Origin of the sequence: Micromonospora sp. WMMD736, from assembly GCF_049179015.1 — a bacterium.
In the GTDB taxonomy this organism is placed as follows: Bacteria; Actinomycetota; Actinomycetes; order Mycobacteriales; family Micromonosporaceae; genus Micromonospora.
Map to the genome: position 1 here is coordinate 1 of NZ_JBMHMI010000159.1, position 3,318 is coordinate 3,318.

3 protein-coding genes and 1 pseudogene are annotated in these 3,318 nt (G+C 67.9%); 1 reads left to right on the top strand and 3 read right to left on the bottom strand.

The genetic code is table 11. The features are described from left to right. A pseudogene (locus ACN269_RS35045) lies at nt 1-377 on the top strand (TetR/AcrR family transcriptional regulator); the annotation flags it as partial. On the opposite strand, the gene ACN269_RS35050 reads toward ACN269_RS35045, so the two are convergent. From ACN269_RS35050 to ACN269_RS35060, 3 genes are all read right to left on the bottom strand, one after another. Then, nucleotides 348-563, bottom strand: coding sequence for a Trm112 family protein (locus ACN269_RS35050; RefSeq protein ID WP_421477684.1), 216 nt, complete (start codon nt 561-563; stop codon nt 348-350). The pseudogene ACN269_RS35045 and the gene ACN269_RS35050 sit on opposite strands and share 30 nt — an antisense overlap. Before the next feature lie 6 nt (nt 564-569). After that, nucleotides 570-1,121 carry a hypothetical protein gene (locus ACN269_RS35055; protein ID WP_421477686.1) on the bottom strand — a complete coding sequence of 184 codons (552 nt, stop codon included), beginning with the start codon at nt 1,119-1,121 and terminating at the stop codon, nt 570-572. A gap of 104 nt (nt 1,122-1,225) precedes the next feature. Further along, the coding region (locus ACN269_RS35060; RefSeq protein WP_421477688.1) for an AMP-binding protein at nt 1,226-3,318 on the bottom strand (2,093 nt) is incomplete at its 5' end.

Here is a 3,318-nt window from a genome sequence, read left to right on the forward strand (position 1 = left end):
GGGAGACGCCGGTCGACCAGATCGGTTACGTACTGCCGTCGTTACTGCTGCCGTTGTGGGATTCCGAACTGGGCAAGGGCTTCATCGCAACGTTGCGCTCGCTGCTGTCGGGCGCCGACGTCAGCCTGGTCCGGTCGTTCTTCCAGGAGGTCATCACCGTCGAGGTCGGCTCCCGCGTCGACGAACCGCGCGGCTCGGGACCGATCCGGGTGCAGTTCGTCGCATCCCAGCTCGTCGGAGTGGTGATGGCTCGATACATCCTCGTACTCGAGCCGTTCCGGTCCCTGCCGGCCGAACAGGTGGCCGAGATCATCGCGCCGAACCTGCAGCGCTATTTGACCGGCGAGCTACCTGGACTCAGTCGACCCGGCGGCTAGCAGCCGTTGGTGCTCGGCGTCATCGGTGATGGTCACAGCCTCGTCGACCAGCAACACCGGGATGCCGTCGGAGATGCGGTAGGCGCTGCGCAACCTGGGGTTGTAGAGGACCTCGTCGGCCAGCAGCAATGGTCCGCGGTCTTGCGGGCAGACCAGGATGTCGAGCAGTTTTTGGTCGATAGCCACGGCTGGCTACGGGCCGATCGGCTGTTGGCCCTGCGTCCCGCCCGGGGCAATGAAGACGCCGGTGTTGTTGCCGTTGTTGGGTATTCCGGGTGGCGCCTGGTTGATGCCCATGGTGAAGCCCCCCGACGACGCGCCGGCATTCGACGCCTGGGCCATCGTCTTGCGCTGATACATCAAGGTGTCCTGCAGCGCCTCGATCAGGGGTTTCTGGTTGGGACGGTAGTCCAGTGCCTTCTCGATGGCCGCTCGGTTCGAGTTCGACGGGCGGTAGCCCTGCGCTCGCATCACCAGTACCTCGCGAATCAGCTTGGACAGCTGACCACCACCAGCGCCGGTGTCGTAGTCCTCGGCGATGATCGCCAGCGCCTGATCGGCGGTCATCGCCGGTTTGGCCTCGTTCTCGGCGCCGTCAGCGGTTGTGTCGGTGTCATCGCCCGGAGCGGCGTGCACAACCGGCCCGGAACCCAACAGCAGTCCAGCCGCCAAAGCGCTGCTCGCGAAGGCGCCGGTTATGCCCCGCCGCCAGTCCTGGCGTGTCCTACCGGTGTGCGATGTCATGAATCCTCCAGCGCGTGGCCGACTCAGCCCGAGCCGACGGCAAGCTGCCGCCAGCGGGAGCCTAACAGTCTGGGAGTCGTCCGGCATCGGCTGATCGTTACGGGTCACTGTTGCGCGTGACCTTCGAATTCGGAGTGCACGGCCGTCGTCAGGTGCTTGTAGGCCCCCGCCTCGACGTCGCGGTACCAGGAGCTTCGCCGCGACGGTTTGGGCAGGCCGGCCTCGCGCAGCGGTCTGACCAGTGGCCGGTACGTCGCACTCAGGATCATCTTCGGCACGATGTGCACGATGTCGGGTGGCACGCCGACGGCCAGCCCGGCCAGCGCCTCGGACAGGTCCGCGGTGGGAACGCTGCCGCCCGGGCGCAACTTCAGGGCGGTGATCGCGAGCAGACCACCGGCCGACTCCACGCCGTACGTCACGGCTAGGTCGACTCCACCGAGTCGGCCGGCCGCGTCATTGACCGCCGATGTGTACACCGGGCCGCGGGGTGTGCGGATCACCGCGTCGCGGTTGTCTACCAGCCAAAAGTCGCCGTCTTCGTCGCGGCGGAACAGGAACTCCGTCGACACCCAGGTGTCGGCGGGGGCGAACACACCCCGCTTGACCGAGGCTGTCGGATCGACCGGGCCGCGCGGGTGGGCCAACAGCACGCCCACCTCGTTGTCTCGCGCCTTGCGCACGAACCCGCGGTCGTCTTCGAGGATCAGATCGTCGTCGGGGTCGTAGGCAGCCAGTTCGACCTCACCACCCCCGGGCAGCGGCCGGCCCTTGCTGCCGGCCTTCGCACCAGAGACGTTGGCCAGCACTGCTTGACCGTCGGTGGTCGCAAAGAACTCCACCACATGGGCCGGCTCGAACACCTCGACGACGCGTTTCCACAAACCGGTCGGCATGCCGGAGCCGATGAACAACCGCACCGGGTGGCTGCCGGTAAGCGAGAACGAGGGATCGTCGATGATCTCGCGCAGCATCGCCCAGGTATAGGAGACCACCGTCACCCCGTACTGGCGGATCTCCTGGACGAAGCGATCGGGTTGCAGGCCCCGGGATAGCGCGATGCGTGCACCGCCGACGACCGCGCCGCCGAGGCTGACCAGCAGTCCGGACTGGTGGTGCAGCGGCGTCAGGCAGTACACCGTGTCGCCGCGTCCCAGGTTCGCCGCCGATGCGGTGCCGAACGCCGACAGCGCCCACCGGAAGTTGGTGATCTGCCGCGCGACCAGCTGTTCACCGGACAGGCTGAACGCGACGAACGCCACGTCCCGCGCGAGGCCTGGGTTGGGCCGGTACCAGCCCGGCAACTCGACCTGGTCCGGGTCGATCTGCTCCATGTCGATCACGTGGGCGGCATCGGTGTCGCTGGGCAGTTGTAGGTCACGGGACTCCCCGCCGCCGAGCACCAGCACCCGGGTTTCGAGGGCCCGGGCGGCCGCCAGATTGCTGGGATCGGCGATGATCTCGGTCACTGCGCCGAGCCTGGCCGCGGTCGCCAGATCACCGTCGGGTGGCATCAGCACCGCCACCGCACCGAGTCGCGACAGCGCGGCGATCGCGACCAGCGCGCTGGGACGGGTCTCCATCAGCACCCCGACGCGGGCGCCCTGGCGCACTCCCACGAAAATGAGTCCGCGCACCACGTTGTTGATCCGTCGGTCAACCGCTTCGTAGGTGTGGACCCGCCCGTCGAACAGCAGGCAGTCCCCGTCTGGTGCGCCGCCGGCCTGCTCGGACATGATCCGGCCCAGCGAGATGCGGGTGTGATCGTTGATCTGACCGAGGCGGGCCAACCGCGGCAGGGTGCGGGCGGTTTCAATAGCCAGCGTGCGGGCCGACTTGTTGGCTGCGACCAGCGCATCGGCCGCCGAGCGCGCCAGATTGAAAGCAACCTCGGTGGCCGCCGTGGCGGTGTGCGCCACCCGCGAGCTGAGGGAAACGCCGCTCTGGGTGGATTCGGCGAGTGGCATCGCCATCGGGTTGATGTTGTCGGGTAGCTCACCGCCACCATCGAGCCAGTTGACCCAGCCGGCCACCGCCGGCCAGGTCTGGGTGGCCGCCTTCGATCCGACGACCAGGCCGAAATGTCCTGCCCGGATGAGGAACTCGTACACGTCGGCGTCGGGCGCGGCGCGTTTGACCCCGCGCACGGAGGCGGGCTGCCCGATGTCGTCGACCTCACCCACCACGGCCAACACCG

Coding starts and splice junctions, on each gene's coding strand:
- ACN269_RS35055 (WP_421477686.1), bottom strand. CDS start 1,121: ATGACATCGCACACCGGTAGGACACGCCAGGACTGGCGGCGGGGCATA.